The sequence below is a fragment of the Acetobacter cerevisiae genome (assembly GCF_001580535.1).
GTDB classification, from domain to species: Bacteria; Pseudomonadota; Alphaproteobacteria; order Acetobacterales; family Acetobacteraceae; genus Acetobacter; species Acetobacter cerevisiae.
On record NZ_LHZA01000157.1, the window covers coordinates 107,357 to 126,187 of the forward strand.

Here is an 18,831-nt window from a genome sequence, read left to right on the forward strand (position 1 = left end):
GCGGAACGCTTTTTGCGTTTTCAGGCGCTTTTGCGCGGGGCGGGAGGCTTGGCGTCCCGCTTCAGGCGACCCTCGCCCATAAAGAGGAGGAGCGGGGCGGCGATGAAGATGGAAGAGGACGTGCCGACCACAATCCCGAACAGCATGGTCCAGGCAAAGCCGGACAGCGTTGTGCCCCCAAACAGAGCCAGCGGCAGAGACGCCAGAAAGACGGTGGAGGAGGTGCCGAGTGTACGGTTCAGGGTCTCATTGATCGAGAGATCAATCAGTTCCCGTAGCGGCATGGTGCGATATTTGCGGAGATTTTCACGCACACGGTCATACACCACCACCTTATCGTTGGTGGAGTAGCCCAGAATGGTGAGAATGGCAGCGACCATCACCAGATCGAACTCAAAGCCGGTGATGACCAGAAAGCCCATGGTCTTGGTCAGATCCAGCACCAGCGTGATGACGGCGCTGAGGGCGAACTCCCATTCAAACCGGAACCAGATATAGCCCAGAATCATCGCAAGGCTGAGACCGAGGGCCAGCATGCCGTTGCGGAACAGTTCTGAGGACACAGACGCGCCGACAGCGTCAGCCCGCAGGACGGTCGTCCCCGGCTGTGCTTCCGCCACCGCGTGGCGCACGGTGTCTACAATGGCGTTGGTCTGCTGCTCATCGCCAGCATCCAGACGGATCAGCACGTCATCCGGCGCGCCGAAAGCCTGAATGGAGGCATGCGTGACATTATGCGCAGCCAGAGCATTGCGCAGCTTGGCAAAGTCAGCCGGGCCAGAGGTTTTGGCCTCCACCACAATGCCGCCCCGGAAATCCAGCCCCAGTGTCAGGCCCGGATGCATGAACAGCACGATGGAGAGCAGAGACAGCGCAGCCGAGACAATCAGGCCCGCATAGCGCCCGCGCATGAAGTTGATGTGGGTATCCTTGCGCACAAAACGCAGGAGAGGACGTCCAAACATAAGCGCCTCGTCTCAGACCGGCAGGCTGGTCGGGCGCGTGAGCGCATACCAGCGGACCATAAGCAGTCGGGAAAGCAGGAGGGTCGTGAACAGGGTGGTCACGATACCGATGGTGATGGTCAGCGCGAAGCCACGCACAGGGCCTGTGCCAAACACAAACAGCATGACGTGGGCCAGCAGGGCCGTGGCGTTACTATCCACAATGGTGGAGGTGGCGCGTTCAAAACCGGCCTGCATGGCTGCGAGCGGGGTGCGGCCCCGAGCGACTTCTTCCCGGATGCGTTCATTGATCAGGATGTTGGCATCCACCGCCATCCCGAGCGTCAGCAACATCCCGGCCATACCCGGCAGGGTCAGGGTGGCTTCAAACAGGGAAAGAATGGCGACCATCAGCACAAGGTTGGCCAGCAGGGCGACGTTCGCATACCAGCCAAAGCGGCCATAAAACAGCGCCATAAACAGGATAACGAACACAAAGCCCGCCGCCAGACTGAGCATGCCTGCCCGGATGGAATCGGCACCAAGAGACGGGCCGATGGTGCGCTGTTCCATGACGCTCAGCGGGGCCGGGAGGGCACCAGCACGGAGCATCAGAGCCAGATCAGTTGCTTTCTGAGCATCAAAACCGCCAGTGATCTGGCCGCTGCCGCCCGTAATGGGGGAGCGGATGACCGGGGCTTCAATCACCTTGTTATCCAGCACAATGGCAAAGCGACGGCCGACATTGGCCTGCGTGACCGTGGAGAACGCGTGCGTGCCGACAGAATCGAACGTGAAGGTCACCGCCCATTCGCCGCTCTGGGAATCAATCACAGCGCCGGCGTTGGTCAGGTCCGTGCCGTCCACGTCCACGTGGTCATAAACCGGCAGCGGCGGGCCTTCACCTTCAGTGGACATCGGCAGCAGGCTTACGCCGGGAGGCGCTGCCGTTGCGTGCATGGGGTTGGGGTCCACCAGACGGAACGTCATTTTTGCGGTGGTGCCCAGCAGCGCCTTGATGCGTTCCGGGTCACTCACACCGGGCAGTTCGACCACAATGCGGTCATCGCCCTGACGGGTGATTTCCGGGTCAACCGCGCCGGTGGCGTCAATACGGCGGCGAACAATCTCGATGGACTGCGTCACAGCTTCCCGCGCACGGGCTTTCAGTGCTTCCGGAGAGAGGGTGAGGACAATGCTGCCATTATCCTGCTTCTTCACGCTGAATTCGTTGGGGACGACGCGCGGCAGCTTGTTGAGGGCTGCGAGGTCAGCTTCCGTTTCCGATGCATCACGCGGCATGAAGGTCACCGTGCTGGCGTCCGCATTGGTGGTGATGTTGCGGTAGCCGAGCTGGGACTTCAGCAGCGTCTCACGCGTGCTGTCCGCCAGGGTTTGCAGCCTGTCATGCGTCAGGCTTTTGAGGTCCACCTGCATGAGCAGATAGGACCCGCCGCGCAGATCCAGCCCCAGATGAATCTGGCGCCAGGGCATGGAAGGGAAGGGATTGCGCAGACCATTGGGCAGGCAGAGCAGCAGCCCTAAAAGGCACACACCCAGTACCGAGGCCAACTTGAGGCGGCTGTAATACATTCTCACCTGATCAATCGATTTTTGTCGCCCGGAACATGCCGCTCCCTTGCGTGCGATGCAACACTCCACAGACATTTGCAGACCTGTGTGGCGGGATTCGGCGGGCGGCAGTGGCGGGGTTGCATCACATTTCCGAGGCACACCCGGCTTTGAAGCGGGGCGGAAGAGCCACAAATCACTAACTGTCTCCGAAACGACCGGATTCGGTCGGGGCGGAAAAATTTATGGTTTTTTTACGGACTGCCGGACATCCGGGGCTTTTGGGGGCGGTGTGCTTTTTGCAGGACGCACGTGATTTTGGGATTTTGGTCGGAGGCTGCTACCGCTGACGGCAACGCCATGAGGCACAGGGTCGGGAAGGTCAGGAAAGATGGACAAAACGCTGCGGGTTGGGGTGATTGGGGCCGGGCATTTTGGACGGTACCATACCCTGAAGGTCAAAGAGGTGCCCCGCGAGACGCTTGTCGGTCTGTTTGACCCGGATGCAAAGCGGGCGGCCGTGGTTGCGAAGGAAGCCGGTTGCCCCGTCATGGGGTCAGTCGAAGAGCTGCTGGCCGCGTGTGATGCCGTGGTGGTGGCGGCTCCTGCGGAATATCATTTTGACCTGGCGACCGAGGCCTTGCGGGCCGGCAAGCATGTTCTGGTGGAAAAGCCGGTGGCGGCGACGCTGGAGCAGGCGGACTTCCTCATCACGCTCGCCGAGCAGAGCGGGCTGGTGTGTCAGGTCGGGCATCTGCTGCGCTATTCCGCCGAGCATGAGGCCATTACCAAACGAATCACCCGGCCTCTCTATATTGAGGCGACGCGCATTGCGCCCTTCAAGCCACGTGGCACGGATGTGTCCGTTATTCTGGACCTGATGATTCATGATCTGGATCTGGTTCTGGCGATTGTGGACAGCCCCATTGAGCAGGTGGATGCGCTGGGGGCGGCGGTCAGTTCGGAATACGAAGACATCGCCAATGCCCGCGTGCGCTTTGAAAATGGCTGTGTGGCGACCATTACCGCCAGTCGTATTTCCCTCAAGACAGAGCGCCGGATGCGGCTGTTTTCTGAGGAAGGCTATCTGTCGGCAGATTTCGGGAAGCGTGAGCTGACCATGATTGGCCGGGAGAAAGGTCTGCCGCTGCCCGGCACGGGCGGATTCCGTCGGGAAGCGATTTCATGGAAAGATCATGATTCGCTGTTTGCGGAGCATGAGGCTTTTGTGGCCTCTTGTCTTGACGGCGCGCCCGTTAAGGTGGATGCCCGGGCCGGACGACGCGCTCTGGCTGCAGCTCTGGCTGTGGCAGACGGGATTACAGAGTCACGACGCCGGATGGAGATGTCGGGGCTGATCAACGCGGGCTAAAAAAACTTTGGCCGGCTGAAATAATTTATGATCAGCCAGAAACTGCCATCTTTTCAAACACAAGCCTTTTTTGGGTCTGTGAGCGTAAAAAAATCACTAGATATAGGGGCGCATATGTCGCATGAACGCGACATATGGTGAGGCACGAGAGCGCGGGGCATGACTCCTGTGTGTCTTAGCGCCTCTCAAGCCAGATCACGCAAATGCAAAAAACCGGAGCACGCCACCATGAGTCTGATCGACGTTCAGGAAAATGAAAGCCGTCGTTCCATGTCCGGCTCCGGGGAAGAAGCAGACCTGTTTGAACCCGGTAAGCTGGAAGACATGGTGCAGCTGCCCGGCCACCATCAGGTGCGCGTGGATCGCTCTCGCGATGCCCTGCTGACGCCGTTTGGCAAGGCAACGCTGGATAACCGCTATCTGCTGCCGGATGAGGGCTATCAGGATCTCTTTGGGCGTGTTGCGTCCTATTACGGGGCCGACGCAGGGCACGCACAGCGTATCTATGACTATATGAGCCAGCATTGGTTCATGCCTGCAACGCCGGTTCTGTCCAATGGCGGCACCACCCGTGGTCTGCCGATTTCCTGCTTCCTGAATGAAGCTAGTGACAGCCTCGACGGTATCGTCGGCCTGTGGAACGAGAATGTCTGGTTGGCCAGCAAGGGCGGCGGCATTGGGTCCTATTGGGGCAACCTGCGCTCTATTGGTGAAAATGTTGGCCGCAACGGCAAGACGTCCGGTGTGATTCCGTTCATCCGCGTGATGGACAGCCTGACGCTGGCCATTAGTCAGGGGTCTCTGCGTCGCGGGTCTGCTGCCGTGTATCTGCCGGTCTGGCACCCTGAAATTGAAGAATTTGTAGAAATCCGCCGCCCGACCGGGGGTGACCCCAACCGTAAGGCGCTGAACCTGCACCATGGCGTGCTGGTGTCTGACGCCTTTATGCGGGCTGTGGAAGCGGACGAGGAATGGGGCCTGCTTTCCCCGCGCGATAATTCCGTGATCCGTAAGGTTTCGGCCCGCGCGCTGTGGATTCGTATCCTGACGGCCCGCATGGAGCAGGGCGAGCCGTACATCGTCTATTCCGACCATGTGAACAACGCCCGGCCTGAGCACCACAAGCTGGCAGGGCTTGAGGTCAAGACCTCCAATCTATGCTCGGAAATTACGCTGCCGACCGGGATTGATCACCACGGCAAACAGCGGACGGCTGTGTGCTGCCTGTCCTCCCTGAACCTGGAAACATGGGATCAGTGGAACGAAAATCCGCAGTTCATTGAAGACGTCATGCTGTTCCTGGATAACGTGCTGCAGGACTTTATTGACCGCGCCCCCCCGGAAATGAAGAAGGCCGCCTATGCGGCCTCGCGTGAGCGGTCAGTCGGGCTTGGCGTTATGGGTTTCCATTCCTTCCTGCAGGCCAAGAATGTGCCGTTTGAAGGCGTTGTGGCCAAAGTCTGGAACCGTAAGGTGTTCAAGCACATTCGTGAGCAGGCTGACGCGGCTTCCCGCAAGCTGGCGGACCTGCGCGGGGCCTGCCCGGATGCAGCGGAGTATGGCATTCAGGAACGCTTCTCCAACAAGATGGCCATTGCCCCGACGGCCTCCATCTCCATCATTGCTGGCAATGCCAGCCCGGGGATCGAGCCGATTGCGGCAAACGTCTTCCTGCAGAAAACGCTCTCCGGCTCCTTCACGGTGCGCAACCGCCACCTGCAGAAACTGTTGAAAGAGAAGGGGAAGGATACGGAGGAAATCTGGTCCTTCATCACCCTGAACAAAGGCAGCGTGCAGGAGCTGGACTTCCTGACCCAGCAGGAAAAGGATGTCTTCAAGACCGCCTTTGAACTGGATCAGCGCTGGATTGTGGAACATGCGGCAGACCGCCAGCCGTATGTGTGTCAGGCGCAGTCAGTAAACCTGTTCCTGCCCGCCAACGTGCATAAGCGTGACCTGCACCAGATCCACCACATGGCCTGGAAGAAGGGCCTGAAGTCTCTGTATTACTGCCGGTCCCTGTCTATCCAGCGGGCAGACACGGTGAGTAACGTGCTGACCAAGGAAGGCGTTCTGGCGGCCGAGGCCGCCCAGCGTGCAGGTGTCGCACCCGAAGCCCCGACGTCTAACGGGAGCAACTATGATGAATGTCTGGCCTGTCAGTAAATCTTCATAACCTCTTGTAACCAGATGATTTTAAAACTTTCCGTTGTAAGGATAGTCTCATGAGCGAAAAACCTGCCGGAACGGGCGAACAGGAACAGCATTTCGACCTGCTGACCGCAAACCCCGTCTACAAGCCCTTTCGCTATCCGTGGGCTTATGATGCCTGGCTGACGCAGCAGCGCGTGCACTGGCTGCCGGAAGAAGTGCCGCTGGCTGATGACGTGAAAGACTGGCACCGCGTGCTGAATGACAGCGAGCGGAACCTTGTGACGCAGATTTTCCGGTTCTTCACCCAGTCTGACGTCGAGGTGAACAACTGCTACATGAAGCATTACAGCCGGGTGTTCAAACCGACTGAAGTGCTGATGATGCTCTCAGCGTTCTCCAACATTGAGACCATCCATATCGCGGCCTACAGCTATCTGCTTGATACGCTGGGGATGCCGGAGACGGAATATTCTGCATTCCTTAAGTATAAGGAAATGAAGGATAAATATGATTACATGCAGGCGTTCTCTGTGGACAGCAAGCATGAAATCGCCAAGACGCTGGCAGCGTTCGGGGCCTTTACCGAAGGGCTTCAGCTGTTCGCCTCCTTCGCCATTCTGCTGAACTTCCCCCGCTTCAACAAGCTGAAGGGGATGGGGCAGATTGTCTCCTGGTCCGTGCGTGATGAAACGCTGCACTGCCTGTCCGTGATCCGCCTGTTCCGTGAGTTTATCCATGAAAACCCGGAAATCTGGACGGATGCATTTCAGCAGGAACTGCGTGAAATCTGCGCCACCATTGTTGAGCATGAAGAGGCCTTTATTGACCTCGCGTTTGAAATGGGTGCGGTCGAGGGGCTGAATGCGGAGCAGGTGAAAACCTACATCCACTTCATTGCTGATCGCCGTCTGATCCAGCTCGGTCTGGACCCGCTCTACAACACGACGACCAATCCGCTGCCCTGGCTGGATGACATGCTGAACGCGGTGGAACACACCAACTTCTTTGAAAACCGGGCTACGGAATATAGCCGTGCCTCTACCACGGGGACGTGGGAAGAAGCCTTTGAGGCGTCTGTTTTCGAATAAGTCGACCGGGTTCTGAAAATCGGGTTCTGAATTTTTGTCTGGCGTAGTCCCCTAAAGGCTACGCCAGACGTGTTTGGAAGCCTCAGAGAGAGCCGTTTACGTTGCGTTGCGCCCTCGGCGTGGCTCCAGAGGGACTCGTGCCTCTTGCAGACCGGGCAGTGCTGCTCCGTCTTCCAGCACAGCACGTGCCTGCGCTGTGAAGCTGCCATCCTCTTCATGCAAAATCATACCCGGCAGCAGGCGGGCGGGGCTGCGCACGCCGTAACGGGCTTGCAGCAGGAGAATGCGCGCCTCTCGTCCGGCCTTGGGCCAGAAGGGGTAGGTGGTCACGCCGCCAAAGCCGCTTTCCGTCAGTTGGGCAATGGCGGCGGCCATCAGGCTCACGGGGAGTGCCAGCGTCAGGCTGCCTTTATGCCGGAGCAGGCGTGCGCTGCCGCGTATCCAGAGTTTCAGGGTGTCCCGTTGGGCTCTGCGGGCGAGGTCGCGCCGTTCAATGACGGAGGCCGTACCGTCCGGGTCATGCCAGGGTGGATTCGCAAAACAATGATCGAACAGCCCGTCCGGCAGCATCTCCGGAAAGCGGGCATTGAGAATAGTGAGTCCCTCTCGCGCATTCGCGCTGAGGTTCTGGCGGGCGAGGGTGGCTGTCTCCGCGTTCTGCTCCACGCCTGTGCCTGTCAGCCCTGCTATGCGCTGGCTCAGGCAAAGAAGGCCAGCGCCCGCGCCACAGCCGATTTCCGCCACGCGCTGCGGGGCGCGGGCAGGAACGGCAGCAGCCATAAGCACTGGTTCCAGGCCGGTTCTGTAACCAATGCGGAACTGGGAGTAGGCAATCCGGCCCCCCAGTAAGGTGTCATGAGAAAGGTCTGAAGGATGGGCCATAAACGGGTCTTAACTAAAAGTGTCTGGCAGTCTTGAAGCGGTTGGAGCTTGACCGTTTTTCTGGTGCCCCGCATATGGTTGGGCGTCAACTCATCCCATGGCTGGGGGATATAGCGTTTGGGTGTTGCAGTTAGTCTGCCAGAATCTGGTAGGGCCACAAGCCAGGATGGATCTAGTGTTTCTGTGAGTAAGCCAGGAGAAGCGGGCTTAAAAGCCCTGGCCGATTACCTCGCGCAGGATATGCGCGCCTGTAATCAGGTTATTGTTGCGCGAATGCAAAGCCCGGTTGCGCTTATCCCGCAGCTCGCCGCGCATCTTGTTGCCGCTGGGGGCAAGCGCCTGCGTCCGTTGCTGACGCTGGCTGCGGCCCGGCTCTGCGGGTACGATAATCAGGACGGCAAGCTGCGGCATGTCGAAATTGCGGCCTGCGTCGAGTTTATTCATACCGCCACGCTGCTGCATGATGATGTGGTGGATGAAAGCCAGCTCCGCCGTGGGCTCGCCAGCGCCAATGCCATTTTTGGCAATAAGGCGTCCGTGCTGGTGGGTGATTTCCTGTTCGCCCGGGCGTTCCAGATTCTCACAGCCGATGCCTCGCTGGATGTGATGGCGATTCTCTCTGCGGCCTCCGCCACGCTGGCGGAAGGCGAGGTCATGCAGATGACCACGCAGAATGATCTCTCCACCTCAGTCGATCAGTATTTGCAGGTGATCTATGGCAAAACCGCGGCACTGTTTGCTGCCGCGTGTGAAGCCGGGGCCGTGATTGGCGAGGCCACACCGGAACAGCGCGAGGCCCTGCGGGTCTATGGCGCTAATCTGGGCATGGCCTTCCAGCTGGTGGACGATGCGCTGGATTACGCTGCGGATCAGGCTGTGCTGGGCAAGGAAGTGGGTGATGATTTCCGTGAAGGAAAAGTCACCCTGCCGGTTCTGGCAGCCTATGAAGCGGGCAGCGAGGAAGACCGGGTTTTCTGGCGTCGCGTGATTGAAGACTCCGAGCAGAAGCCGGAAGATCTGGACGCAGCGTTGGCGCTGATTGCCCGAACCGATGCCATTGGTGCAACACTGCGCAAAGCGGAAGAATATGCAGCTAAGGCCCGTGAAGCACTGGCGCTGTTCCCGGAATGTGAAATTCATTCTCTGCTGATTGAAACCGCCAGCTATTCAGCGAGCCGGGAACGCTAAACCGCGTTTTGACAGCAGCTGTATGAAATTGGAAAGGGTGGCCGGATGGGCCACCCTTTTTTTATGGACAGAGTGGGTGTCCCTATTTTTCGCTATCAAGGACGGCCATTTGTTTTGAGTTGTAGCGCTCTCCAGCCGCGGCATCTCTGGGAACGGCCTGTTCAATCAGAGCTAAATCGTCGGGTGTCAGGTTGAAATCAAGCGCACCAACAGCTTCAGAAAGCCTGTCACGCCTGCGAGCGCCCACAAGCGGTATGATGTCATCACCCTGAGTTGCGACCCATGCAATGGCGAGCTGGGCTACTGTTGTCCCTTTGCGGTGTGCAATGTCTCGCAACGCTTCGACAAGGGCGAGATTTCTCTCGACATTTCCTTCCTGAAAGCGGGGGCTATGGACACGGAAATCTCCCGGCCCCGTGGCACCCTGCCAATGTCCGCTAATCAAACCGCGTGCAAGCACCCCGTATGCGGTAATACCGATCCCAAGCTCTCGGCAGACTGGAAGAATTGCGTCCTCAATGCCACGCGAGATGAGCGAATACTCAATTTGAAGATCGCTGATCGGGTGGACGGAAGCAGCGCGTCGAATGGTTTCCGGACCGACTTCTGAGAGGCCGATATGCCGAACATAGCCAGCCTGAACCATGTCTGCGATGGCACCGATTGTCTCTTCAATAGGGACAGCCGGGTCTAATCTGGCTGGCCGGTAGATATCGATATGGTCAAGCCCCAGCCGTTGCAGAGTGTAGGCCAGGAAGTTCTTTACGGCTGCGGGGCGTGCGTCGTACGAGCCCCAGTTGCCGGCCGGATCCCTCATCGCACCAAACTTGACGCTGACAAGAAAGCGGTCGCGCGGGATCTCTTTGAGGGCTTCACCAATCAGCATTTCATTATGGCCCATGCCATAGAAATCACCAGTATCGAGAAGCGTGATGCCGGCTTCGAGCGCGGCATGGATGGTGGCGATACTCTCATGGCGGTCTGTCGGCCCATACATACCGGACATGCTCATGCAGCCAAGGCCAAGTTCCGAGACATACGGGCCGTTCACACCAAGTTTTCGCAAATGCATAATCGGAAAAATTCCTCTGTTTAAAGGCGCGTCATACAGAAGTGGTTCATTTCTGTGGGCGCTGAGTTTGTAATGGGGTGTGTGCTGCTCGTTTCAAGCACTGGTGGTCGATTCTGTGTGGTAGTGCGCTATTGCCGTGACTTGTAGCTGTCGGGACGGGCAGCGTCGGGAGGAAGGTGTTCCCCGTGCTCAGAGAGCCTTCCACAAAGCAATATTATCAAAGCCGTAAGCGGGCAGGGCTTTGATGAGGGCCGCGCTGTCTGGTGGTTCGGCCGTGAACCATGCGCGGGTGGCTTCCGGTAGGGGCGTGCAGTCAGGCAGGGGGCTGAGAATGGTTGCAGTGTGGCGGGCGACTGCCTCTGCCGGGTCCAGCCATGTAATGCCGGGGGGGGAAACGGCCCGGAGTTGGTCCAGCACGAAGGTATAATGCGTGCAGCCGAGACCGACCGTATCAAGCTCAGCGGAGCAGTCACGGGTGAACAGGCCGTTGATTTCGGCTCTGATGTCGTCATCCGGCACAGCATAGCCTCGAAAAACCCGCTCCGCGCAGGCAGCAAGCCCCGGCGCGGCATGGGCAATCAGCGTGCAGTCAGGCGCGTAGAGCGCCTGCAACGTGCTCAGGTATGGGCGCTTGGTGGTGGCACGTGTGGCCAGCAGGCCGATGACGTGGGTTTTTGTTGTGCGGGCGGCCCAGCGAATGGGGGGCACGCAGCCGATAAACGGCACATCGGGACAGGCGATGCGCAGCGCATCCAGCGCCAGTGTGCTGGCGGTGTTGCAGGCCACAACAACAGCTTGCGGGCGCAGGCGTTGAATGGCGTCGGAAAGCAGGGAGACGATGCGGTTCGTCAGGAAGGCATCATCCTGCTCGCCGTACGGAAAAACCGCCGTATCTGCCAGATAGCTGACGGAGACGGCGGGGCAGAGTGTGCGAATCGCCCTGACAATCCCCAGCCCCCCAATTCCGGAATCAAATGCCAGAATATGCCGGGGGCTGGAAAAAGCAGGGGTGGTCATGGAACGCTGAACTCAGGCAGGCTTGTCTTTGTTCGCCTTGAAGGCTGCGGCTTCTTCCAGACTGCCCACGCCACCGTGGCGAGCAGACCATGCAGCCGGGTTTTCAAGAAAGCGCCGCACTTCTGCCGCAGCTTCTTCCGAGAAGTAAGGACGCGTTGAACAGGCTTCCAGCACATCCCACCATGTGCACAGGGCGTGCAGGGAGATGTTCATGTTCGTCAGAGACTGATGAGCCCCCGGGAAGACCCCGTAATAGAAGATGACAAAAGCATGATTGATCAGCGCACCAGCATTCCGCAGCGCATTGGCAAAAGCAACCTTGGAGGCGCCATCCGTGGTGAGATCTTCCACCAGCAGGGTGCGCATGTTTTCCGGCACATCGCCTTCAATCTGGGCGTTGCGGCCAAAGCCTTTGGGCTTTTTGCGGACATAGGCCATGGGCAGCATCATGCGGTCAGCCATCCATGCCGCGAAGGGAATGCCTGCGGTTTCCCCGCCCACAACGGCGTCGATGCTTTCATACCCCACATGACGGCCGATTTTTTCCACACCCAGTTCCATGATCTTGGCGCGGGCGCGGGGGAAGAAGATGATGCGGCGGCAGTCGATATAAACAGGGGACTTCCAGCCTGAGGTCAGCGTGTAAGGCTCTTCCGGGCGAAAGTTGATGGCTTTGATTTCCAGCAGCAGACGTGCCGTGCACAGGGCCGCATCGCGATCCCAGTCGCTGGTCTCGCCAGAATGAGGGGCGACCAGGTTTGCGGGTGACGTCATGAAGCGCTTCCTTGATTATGGCGGTTGGAATTTGCTTTGGCATAGCCCCCGGCGCTGTGAAAATCTATGCTTCATCTCAGTCTTGCGTGCCGGAATGAGAAAATGACCTTCTCTGTAACAAAGTTGGCGCCTGTCTGGGTGGTAGAGACTACCGTTGGGTCCGAGCCGGGACCGGCCTATGTGCTGGCCTCCCGCTTGGGCTGCCTGTTCCGGCGGGTGCGGATGGAAATGCTCGCACTCGATTCGTTTCTGGAAGGACGGCGAGAGCCGGGGCTGATCCTCACGTCCGGCTGGCGCTCGGGCTATGCGGCCCTCAAAGCCGCGCGTCGGGCCGGGTGCCCCGTGGTGTGGTGTGTGCGGCATGAAGGCCGGTCTGCGCCCATGCTGCGCTCCATGCCGTTTGATCTGGTGGTTGCGCCATCTCCCGCCGCCCCCACGGCCAAATTCTGCCCAACGCTCGGGCCAATGACGATTGTCTCACCCGCTCTGCTGGCCCGTGCAGGCAAGGCCTGGCAGGAGCGGCTGGAGCATCTGCCGCATCCGCGCATGACGGTTCTTGTGGGGGCACAGGCCTACCGCACGCAGGAAGAGGCTTTGTTGCATGGCAAAAAGCTGGCGGGGCTGGTTAACCGACAAGGGGGCTCTGTGCTGCTGGTGGTGCGCGATGACAGCAAACCGGACCTGACGGACGCTTTTATCACCGGGCTGTCCGACACCTTCCTGCTCGTCTGGCGGCAGGGGGAGCCGGATGAAGATCCGCTTCTTGGCTTTATGGCCTGCTCAGACTGTGTGGTGGTGGGCGGTGGCGATGTGGCCATGCTGGCGGAAGTCTGTGTGGCGGATCGGCCGGTTTTCCTGATGGAGCGTGAGCAGGATTTGCGCGGTGTGCGCGGACGTGTGGCGCGCCGTTTAATAGAAGACGGGCATGTGCGCGTTTTGACCGACAGTCTTTCACCCTGGCCCCGGCAGGTGCTGGATGAAGCAGGCCGTGTGGCGGCTATTTTAAGAAGTCGATGGGCCTTATAGCAGCGCGAAGGCTGTATTATGAGGCATGTAAAAACTTGTGATCAGAATAAGGGCTCTGGAGACGCATTGTGCCTTGCATATTGAGTGGAATTGGCGTCTAATCTGAGTTGTTGAGAGTGATTATTAATTAAGGATAGTGCTGTGGCTGTTGAACTAAGTCGGATCGCGCGTAAATGCGAGCGAGCTGTCGTCACGGCGTATCAGGAGTTACGCGAAGTCGGCACTGAGGATGTGACCGCTTTCCATGCCTGCACAACTCTGTATCGCATTCATCATCCTGAAGCGTCTTTGAATGAAGCCCGTCGTCTGGTCTCTGAATGGATTGATCATCACGTCGTGCGTGAGTCGAAGGCCCCCACCAAAGGGTGTGACTGCGACTAATCCACTCAGCCGATAAGGCAGAGTGTTGCGCGTTTAGGAGAGGTCAGATCGGGGTGCCCGGTCTGGCTTTTTTTATTGGCGCATGACTAAAGGGTTTCAGACTATTTCTGAAAAATGCTCTTTAGATTTTTGTTTTTAAATAAAAAATTGAGAAATGACAGGGGGCTAATGCTGAGGGACGTCTCCCTTTGGTAGAGAGGTGCGCTCAGGCTTTGGCTGCTGGTGCTGTCTGGAAAGATGCGCGTGGGAAGCCGTTTGAGCCTGTCGGCGTGCATCTCACTCAGGCATGGCTATGGAGCCGCCATGCTCTTTACTTGGGTGTTCCTGAAGTGTGAGAAACCACTGGCACGCAGTGCGCTCGGATTGGTCTTAGGGACTTTAAAGGCATTTTGCGCCTGAATGCTTTCGCATTGCAGGCGCAAAATCCGTCGATCGTTTTAAACGGTGAGGCTCGGAAGAGCCTTAGCGTTTGTCGAGTGCTACAAAGTCTCTCTGGGGTGAGCCGGTATAGAGCTGGCGGGGGCGGCAGATGCGCTGGCCCGGCTCTTCGATCATTTCCTTCCACTGGCTGACCCAGCCGGTGGTACGAGCCACGGCAAACAGTACGGTGAACATGCTGGTGGGAATGCCCATGGCTTTCAGGATAATGCCTGAATAGAAATCGACATTCGGATAGAGTTTCCGCTGGACGAAATAGTCGTCATTGATCGCAATTTTCTCAAGCTCGATCGCCAGATCCAGCAGCGGGTCATCCTTAATGCCGAGTTCACCCAGCACTTCGTGACAGGTCTGCTGCATGATCTTCGCGCGCGGGTCGAAGTTCTTGTATACGCGGTGGCCAAAGCCCATCAGCTTCACGCCGCTGGATTTGTCTTTCACCTTGGCGATGAAGTCGGGGATGTTTTCCTTGCTGCCAATGCTGGCCAGCATTTTCAGAACAGCCTCGTTCGCGCCGCCATGCGCAGGCCCCCACAGGGCGGCAATGCCTGCGGAAATACAGGCAAACGGGTTAGCGCCGGTGGAGCCGGCCATCCGCACGGTGGATGTGGAAGCATTCTGCTCATGGTCTGCATGCAGGATCAGGATCCGGTTCATGGCGCGGGCCAGAACGGGGTTGATCTTGTAGGGTTCGGACACGCGCGCGAACATCATGGAGAGGAAATTCTCCGCGTAGTTCAGATCATTACGCGGATAAATGAAGGCCTCACCCTGCGTGTATTTATAAGCCCATGCCGCGATGGTCGGGATTTTGGCGATCAGCCGCATGGCCGCGAGGTCACGGTTGGACTTGATCGCAATATCACTGGCGTCTGGGTAGAACGCGGAGAGCGCGCCAACCGTGCCACACAGGATGGCCATGGGGTGGGCATCGCGCCGGAAACCGTTGAAGAAATTCCGGATCTGCTCATGCAGCAGAGTGTGATTGGTCAGGGTTTTGGAGAATTTCTGGAAGTCGCCTTCGTTCGGCAGTTCACCATTCAGAAGCAGGTAGATGACTTCCTCATAGGAGGCATTTTCCGCAAGCTGGGCAATGGGATAGCCGCGATGCAGGAGAACGCCCTTGTCCCCGTCGATAAACGTGATTTTGCTGGAACAGGATGCTGTTTCGCCATAGCCGGGGTCGTAGGTGAAAACGCCCATCTCGGCCGGGAGCTTGCGGATATCGACAACATCCGGTCCGATTGTGCCGGAAAGGACCGGGAGTTCAGCCGTCCGCCCACCGAGTGACAGGGTTGCGTTAGACCGCTGACCTTCATTCTGCGATGCGCTCATGATCTTTCCTTCTGCATTGTAGAGCCGCTGCCAGACTGGCGGCCTGCTGTCTGATTCTTGTCCCCGATCCAGAAAGAAACAGGAAGCAGGTGGGCGATAAACCGCGCGTTATCAAAAAGGATCATGCTCAGAAAACTGCGCTTTCTGCGCCTTAGGGTCGCGCGAATGTGTCCAAAGTCAGGCTTTTCTCATCGCACTGATCCCAGCGCGACGCGTCGTCTGCAATTTCAGAGCCCCACATATGGAAGACGGCCAGTGAGGCTGTTGCGAATCCCTGATCCAGCACGTCCGCCTGATCATCCAGCCAGCGGGCGAGGGCGGAAATGCCGGGGTTATGCCCAATCAGCAGCACAGTGCGGGCTTCAGCCGGCGCTTGCCGGATGCGCTCCAGCAGAGCGGACGGTGGGGCTTCATAAATATCGGGGCAGAACTGGGTGGGCAGTGCGGGCGGCGGCTGGAAAGGCTCCAGCCCGGCCAGTGTCTCCCGCGTGCGGCGGGCGGGGCTGCACAGAATAAGGTCCGGGGCCAGAGCGTTCGCCCGGAGCCATGCGCCGCATCGGCTGGCGGCAAGCCGTCCTTCGGCTGTCAGCGGGCGGGCCAGATCGGCCTGTTCGCTAAAATCGCCCCCGGGAGGGCTGGCAGCTTCCGCATGCCGCAGCAGAAGGAGGCGGCGCGTCACTTTGTAGTCGATTCGGAAGACTGTTTTGCAATCGCCTCGTGATGGCGAATGACTTCATGGATAATGAAGTTCAGAAACTTCTCGGCAAAATCGGGGTCCAGATGGGCCTCTTCCGCCAGCGTGCGCAGGCGGGTGATCTGGCGGGATTCTCTGGCCGGGTCGGCCGGCGGCATCCCATAGCGGGCTTTGAGCGCGCCGACGGCTTTGGTGCAGCGGAAGCGTTCTGCCAGCATGGCAACAAGGGCAGCGTCGATATTGTCGATGCTGCGACGGAGGTCCAGCAGGGCATCAGTCGGGGTGGGCTGGTCGGTCACGGTTTGCACGGTTCTTCGTTTCTGTTTCTATTTCGTAATATACAAGACTGGTTCGCGCAAGACTATTACACTGCGGAGCCAGAATCTTCCATAAAGTTAGCTGGTACATCCAGCCAGGCGAGGTGGCCGCCTTTTCCCGCACCCGTATCCGTAAAGATAGCCTGCCCCCCGGCACGGCCGGGGATAGTCAGCGGGCAGCCGTTGGTGGAGCGTTGGTCATGCCCGCAATATACGGTGTAGCCGGTGGGGATGTGGTTGACCCAGTTCAGGCAACGTTCGGGAAAGCCGTCTTTCTGCACTCTGCTGGTAGTTTCCCCAAACAAGGCGCGGGAGAGCAGAAAGGTCACGCGGCCTAATGCGGGGGGAGGCGGTTCCATCAGCATGCGCACATCAAAGGCCCCATGCACAAACAGCATCCGGCCCAGAACCAGCCAGGCCGGGGCTGGTTCCAGCATATCCAGCGCGAACTCCAGCACATCCGCGTTTTCTGGCTGGTGGAGCTGCGCCATTGTGGCTTCCAGCGGCGGGTCGGGCCGCAGCTTTTTGCCCAGCAGCGCGCGGCCCAGCTTGCGGTCATGGTTGCCTATCAGAAACAGGCCGCGTCCTTCGCGCATCACGTCATGCATCAGGCGCAGTACGCCGGCACTGTCCGGCCCGTAATCTACAAGATCACCAAGCTGGATAATAAAGCGGTCCGTGGCAACGGCGTGGCGGAAGGCCTGTAAATCTCCATGCACGTCTCCCACAATGCGGAGTCCTTTCCGCATTGCCGCTTTCACGTTTTCGTCAAGGAAGAGGCTCGTGTGCATCTGCTGTTATCCATCTTTCTCCTTCCCATGTAGGCGCCACAGGCGGACGCAGGGAAGGGAGGAGAAAGAATTTTTTGTGAGCCAGCGTTTTGTGCACAAGCATGTGACGCGCCATGCCTGAAATTTTCTGCCTACGTTACGCGCATCATCCGGCCCCACAGGTGTGCCGGTGGGAAGGAGTGGAGCAATGGGATATACAGCGCTTCGTGCCCGTTTGGTCCGCTTCGTGTCGGAACAGGAATAATAAAGAACAGGAAGGCCTCTCATGAAAGAGCGCATTCGTAACGTCGCCCTGCGCAGCAAAGTCTGTTCGGCAGAAACAGCCGCTGAACTCATCCGCCCTGGTGCCGTGGTTGGTGCCAGTGGTTTTACAGGGGCGGGCTACCCGAAGGCTGTGCCGGAAGCTCTGGCTGGCATCATGGAGCAGGCGCACGCACGGGGTGAAGACTACCGCATCAGCCTGATTACCGGGGCATCCACGGGCCCGCAGCTGGATGGTGTGCTGGCAAAAGCCAACGGTGTGGCGTTCCGCTCACCCTTTAATACCGATGCGAACATGCGCAACCGGATTAATGAGGGTGAGACGGAATATTTCGATAACCATCTTGGTCAGGTTGCCGGGCGCGCCGTGCAGGGCAATTACGGCAAGTTTGATATTGCCCTGATTGAAGCTGTCGCCATTACGGAAGATGGCGGCATTGTTCCGACCTCATCCGTCGGGAACTCCCAGACCTTTCTGGATATTGCCGAGAAGGTGATTATCGAGGTCAATGACTGGCAGAACCCGGGTCTGGAAGGCATTCACGATATCTGGGACGGGAATGTCAGCGGGATCCCGCCGCGCGACATTATTCCGCTCCGCACGGCGGATGGCCGCATTGGTGGGCCAGCTCTGCGCGTAAACCCGGACAAGATTGTCGCGGTGGTTAAGGCGCATGACAGAGACCGTAACGCTCCCTTTGCCGCCCCCGATGAAAATGCCCGGGCGATTGCGGGGCATCTGCTCGATTTCTTCAGCCATGAAGTCAAACAGAATCGTCTGCCGCCGTCTTTGCTCCCCTTGCAGTCTGGCGTGGGTAATGTGGCGAATGCCGTGCTGGAAGGGCTGAATGAAGGCCCGTTTGAAAATCTGGTTGGCTATAGTGAAGTGATTCAGGACGGCATGCTGGCCATGCTGGATTCTGGCCGGATGCGGGTGGCCTCTGCCACATCGTTCTCTCTCAGCCCGGATGCGGCGGAAGAGATCAACAACCGCATGGACTTCTTCCGTACCAAGATCATTCTGCGCCAGCAGGATGTGAGCAACAGCCCCGGTGTCATCCGTCGCTTAGGCTGTATTGCCATGAACGGTATGATTGAAGCCGACATCTACGGCAACGTGAACTCCACCCGTGTGATGGGGTCCAAGATGATGAACGGGATTGGCGGCTCCGGCGATTTTGCCCGCAGTTCCTACCTGTCCATCTTCCTGTCCCCCTCCACAGCCAAGGGCGGCAAGATTTCCGCCATTGTGCCGATGGCAGCGCATGTGGACCACATCATGCAGGACACCCAGATTTTTGTGACGGAACGCGGTCTGGCAGATCTGCGTGGGCTTTCACCCGTGCAGCGGGCGCAGCAGATTATTACGCACTGCGCGCACCCGGATTATCAGCCGATGTTGCAGGATTATTTTGACCGGGCGCGTAAAGAGTCGTTCGGCAAGCATACGCCGCATCTGTTGAACGAAGCGTTGTCCTGGCATCAGCGTTTTGTAGAGACGGGAAGCATGTTACCGGCCTGAAAA

At 58.5% G+C, this 18,831-nt stretch carries 17 protein-coding genes; 7 read left to right on the forward strand and 10 right to left on the reverse strand.

The features are described from left to right. Positions 1-20: 20 nt before the first annotated feature. Positions 21-965, reverse strand: coding sequence for a protein translocase subunit SecF (secF, locus tag AD928_RS13355; RefSeq protein WP_062140018.1), 945 nt, complete (start codon positions 963-965; stop codon positions 21-23). A 12-nt stretch (positions 966-977) separates the two neighbouring features. Further along, on the reverse strand, positions 978-2,543 hold the full coding sequence (gene secD, locus AD928_RS13360) for a protein translocase subunit SecD (protein ID WP_197463969.1): 1,566 nt from the start codon (positions 2,541-2,543) through the stop codon (positions 978-980). A 364-nt stretch (positions 2,544-2,907) separates the two neighbouring features. On the opposite strand from secD, the gene AD928_RS13365 reads away from it, so the two are divergent. The 3 genes from AD928_RS13365 to AD928_RS13375 all read left to right on the forward strand — a co-directional run bounded on the left by AD928_RS13365 (position 2,908) and on the right by AD928_RS13375 (position 7,130). After that, positions 2,908-3,888, forward strand: a complete 981-nt coding sequence (locus AD928_RS13365; protein WP_062140022.1) for a Gfo/Idh/MocA family protein — start codon at positions 2,908-2,910, stop codon at positions 3,886-3,888. A 228-nt stretch (positions 3,889-4,116) separates the two neighbouring features. Continuing rightward, entirely contained in the window at positions 4,117-6,054 is a 1,938-nt protein-coding gene (locus AD928_RS13370) for a ribonucleoside-diphosphate reductase subunit alpha (RefSeq protein WP_062140024.1), read from the forward strand. Between the two features lie 59 nt (positions 6,055-6,113). Continuing rightward, positions 6,114-7,130: a ribonucleotide-diphosphate reductase subunit beta gene (locus AD928_RS13375; RefSeq protein WP_062140026.1), complete on the forward strand. Its 1,017-nt coding sequence runs from the start codon at positions 6,114-6,116 to the stop codon at positions 7,128-7,130. A gap of 96 nt (positions 7,131-7,226) precedes the next feature. Here the strand turns inward: AD928_RS13375 and AD928_RS13380 are convergent, their stop codons facing one another. Beyond that, on the reverse strand, positions 7,227-8,012 hold the full coding sequence (locus AD928_RS13380; RefSeq protein ID WP_062251045.1) for a tRNA1(Val) (adenine(37)-N6)-methyltransferase: 786 nt from the start codon (positions 8,010-8,012) through the stop codon (positions 7,227-7,229). A 117-nt stretch (positions 8,013-8,129) separates the two neighbouring features. On the opposite strand from AD928_RS13380, the gene AD928_RS13385 reads away from it, so the two are divergent. Further along, positions 8,130-9,200, forward strand: a complete 1,071-nt coding sequence (locus AD928_RS13385) for a polyprenyl synthetase family protein (RefSeq protein WP_062251046.1) — start codon at positions 8,130-8,132, stop codon at positions 9,198-9,200. A gap of 82 nt (positions 9,201-9,282) precedes the next feature. Here the strand turns inward: AD928_RS13385 and AD928_RS13390 are convergent, their stop codons facing one another. From AD928_RS13390 to AD928_RS13400, 3 genes are all read right to left on the reverse strand, one after another. Further along, a complete protein-coding gene (locus tag AD928_RS13390) occupies positions 9,283-10,272 on the reverse strand; it encodes an aldo/keto reductase (protein ID WP_062251047.1) in 990 nt (329 codons plus the stop codon). A gap of 189 nt (positions 10,273-10,461) precedes the next feature. Further along, positions 10,462-11,289: a glutamate racemase gene (locus AD928_RS13395; protein ID WP_062251048.1), complete on the reverse strand. Its 828-nt coding sequence runs from the start codon at positions 11,287-11,289 to the stop codon at positions 10,462-10,464. 12 nt (positions 11,290-11,301) lie between these two features. Next, positions 11,302-12,063 (reverse strand): orotate phosphoribosyltransferase, encoded by a 762-nt coding sequence (locus tag AD928_RS13400; RefSeq protein WP_025828154.1) that lies wholly within the window; start codon positions 12,061-12,063, stop codon positions 11,302-11,304. Between the two features lie 102 nt (positions 12,064-12,165). Here AD928_RS13400 and AD928_RS13405 point away from each other — a divergent pair, with 102 nt between their 5' ends. Then, complete coding sequence (locus AD928_RS13405) at positions 12,166-13,089, forward strand: ELM1/GtrOC1 family putative glycosyltransferase (RefSeq protein ID WP_062251049.1); 924 nt, start codon at positions 12,166-12,168, stop codon at positions 13,087-13,089. A gap of 141 nt (positions 13,090-13,230) precedes the next feature. Then, positions 13,231-13,470: a hypothetical protein gene (locus AD928_RS14520; protein WP_063908160.1), complete on the forward strand. Its 240-nt coding sequence runs from the start codon at positions 13,231-13,233 to the stop codon at positions 13,468-13,470. A gap of 462 nt (positions 13,471-13,932) precedes the next feature. Here AD928_RS14520 and gltA read toward each other — a convergent pair whose 3' ends face one another. The 4 genes from gltA to AD928_RS13425 form a co-directional block, all read right to left on the reverse strand. After that, positions 13,933-15,243 carry a citrate synthase gene (gltA, locus tag AD928_RS13410; protein ID WP_062251050.1) on the reverse strand — a complete coding sequence of 437 codons (1,311 nt, stop codon included), beginning with the start codon at positions 15,241-15,243 and terminating at the stop codon, positions 13,933-13,935. A gap of 151 nt (positions 15,244-15,394) precedes the next feature. Continuing rightward, positions 15,395-15,922, reverse strand: coding sequence for a SixA phosphatase family protein (locus AD928_RS13415; RefSeq protein ID WP_062251051.1), 528 nt, complete (start codon positions 15,920-15,922; stop codon positions 15,395-15,397). Beyond that, entirely contained in the window at positions 15,919-16,236 is a 318-nt protein-coding gene (locus tag AD928_RS13420) for a chorismate mutase (protein ID WP_209436699.1), read from the reverse strand. Before AD928_RS13420 ends, AD928_RS13415 begins: the two co-directional genes overlap by 4 nt. Before the next feature lie 65 nt (positions 16,237-16,301). Beyond that, positions 16,302-17,045 (reverse strand): metallophosphoesterase, encoded by a 744-nt coding sequence (locus AD928_RS13425; RefSeq protein WP_062251053.1) that lies wholly within the window; start codon positions 17,043-17,045, stop codon positions 16,302-16,304. 265 nt (positions 17,046-17,310) lie between these two features. Between AD928_RS13425 and AD928_RS13430 the strand changes: the two genes are divergently transcribed. Next, positions 17,311-18,828 carry an acetyl-CoA hydrolase/transferase family protein gene (locus tag AD928_RS13430; protein ID WP_062140057.1) on the forward strand — a complete coding sequence of 506 codons (1,518 nt, stop codon included), beginning with the start codon at positions 17,311-17,313 and terminating at the stop codon, positions 18,826-18,828. Positions 18,829-18,831 lie beyond the last annotated feature (3 nt).

Excerpts from the sequence above, each read along its gene's own strand:
- AD928_RS13400 (WP_025828154.1), bottom strand. The coding sequence starts at position 12,063 with ATGACGTCACCCGCAAACCTGGTCGCCCCTCATTCTGGCGAGACCAGC.
- AD928_RS13430 (WP_062140057.1), top strand. The coding sequence starts at position 17,311 with ATGAAAGAGCGCATTCGTAACGTCGCCCTGCGCAGCAAAGTCTGTTCG.
- gltA (WP_062251050.1), bottom strand. The coding sequence starts at position 15,243 with ATGAGCGCATCGCAGAATGAAGGTCAGCGGTCTAACGCAACCCTGTCA.
- secF (WP_062140018.1), bottom strand. The coding sequence starts at position 965 with ATGTTTGGACGTCCTCTCCTGCGTTTTGTGCGCAAGGATACCCACATC.
- AD928_RS13390 (WP_062251047.1), bottom strand. The coding sequence starts at position 10,272 with ATGCATTTGCGAAAACTTGGTGTGAACGGCCCGTATGTCTCGGAACTT.
- AD928_RS13405 (WP_062251049.1), top strand. The coding sequence starts at position 12,166 with ATGACCTTCTCTGTAACAAAGTTGGCGCCTGTCTGGGTGGTAGAGACT.
- AD928_RS13425 (WP_062251053.1), bottom strand. The coding sequence starts at position 17,045 with ATGCACACGAGCCTCTTCCTTGACGAAAACGTGAAAGCGGCAATGCGG.
- AD928_RS13365 (WP_062140022.1), top strand. The coding sequence starts at position 2,908 with ATGGACAAAACGCTGCGGGTTGGGGTGATTGGGGCCGGGCATTTTGGA.
- AD928_RS13380 (WP_062251045.1), bottom strand. The coding sequence starts at position 8,012 with ATGGCCCATCCTTCAGACCTTTCTCATGACACCTTACTGGGGGGCCGG.
- AD928_RS13375 (WP_062140026.1), top strand. The coding sequence starts at position 6,114 with ATGAGCGAAAAACCTGCCGGAACGGGCGAACAGGAACAGCATTTCGAC.
- AD928_RS13370 (WP_062140024.1), top strand. The coding sequence starts at position 4,117 with ATGAGTCTGATCGACGTTCAGGAAAATGAAAGCCGTCGTTCCATGTCC.
- AD928_RS13395 (WP_062251048.1), bottom strand. The coding sequence starts at position 11,289 with ATGACCACCCCTGCTTTTTCCAGCCCCCGGCATATTCTGGCATTTGAT.